This is a genomic window from Kribbella sp. NPDC050820, assembly GCF_040653975.1.
Taxonomy (GTDB): domain Bacteria; phylum Actinomycetota; class Actinomycetes; order Propionibacteriales; family Kribbellaceae; genus Kribbella.
The window spans coordinates 1-1055 of sequence record NZ_JBFAHB010000183.1; the positions used below are offsets into that span (position 1 = coordinate 1).

The 1055-nt window shown below is 72.3% G+C and carries 1 protein-coding gene; it reads right to left on the reverse strand.

The features are described 5' to 3' along the window. Positions 1-1055 (reverse strand): NAD(P)H-quinone dehydrogenase (locus tag AB0H36_RS48125; RefSeq protein WP_360539154.1); only part of this gene is annotated, 1055 nt, incomplete at both ends.

The window sequence follows — 1055 nt, forward strand, 5'->3', positions numbered from 1 at the left end:
AGGTGGAGTTGGCGGGCGGCTTCGGCTATGGAGCCGGAGACTGAGGGGTAGACGGTGAAGGAGGCGGCCACCTGGTCGACGGTGAGGCGGGCGGCTACGGCCAGGGAGATGGGGTGGATGAGCTCGCTGGCGCGCGGGGCGACCACCACGCCGCCGACGATGATGCCGGTGTTCGGCAGGCAGAAGAGCTTCACGAAGCCGTCCCGGACGCCCTGCATCTTGGCGCGGGCGTTGTCGGCCAGCGGGACCTTGACGACGATCGCCGTACTGCCGCCGGCGTCGACGGCGGCCTGGGACACGCCGACGGTGGCGATCTCCGGGGCGGTGAAGACGTTCGCGGAGACGGTCGACTGATCCAGCGGGCTGACCGCGTCGCCGAGCGCGTGCGCCATCGCGATCCGGCCCTGCATGGCGGCGACCGAGGCGAGCATCAGTACGCCGGTGCAGTCACCGGCCGCATAGACGCCGCGGGCGGTGGTCCGCGAGACCCGATCGACCGTGACGAAGCCGCCGTCGCCCAGCGACACGCCCGACTCGGCAAGTCCCATGTCATCGGTGTTCGGCAGCGATCCGACCGCGAGCAGCGCGTGCGATCCCTCGACCGTGCGGCCGTCGGTGAGCGTCACCACCACCCCGTCGCCCTGCCGCTTGACCGACTCGGCCCGGGACTTGCCCAGCACGGTCAGCCCGCGCCGCTCGAACACGTCCTCCAGTACGGCGGCCGCGTCCGCGTCCTCGCCGGGCAGCACCCGGTCCCGCGACGACACCAGGACGACGTCGCTGCCGAGGGCGTCGTACGCGCTGGCGAACTCGGCGCCGGTGACACCGGACCCGACCACGATCAGCCGCTCGGGCAGCTCCTCGAGCTCGTAGACCTGCTCCCAGGTCAGGATCCGCTCCCCGTCCGGCTCGGAGCCCTTCAGGATCCGCGGCCGCGCCCCGGTGGCGATCAGCACGACGTCGGCGTCCAGCCGCTCGTCGCCGGCGATCACGGTCTCCGGCCCGTCCAGCCGGCCGCGAGCCTGAATGATCCTCACCTTGTCCCGGTCGAGCCG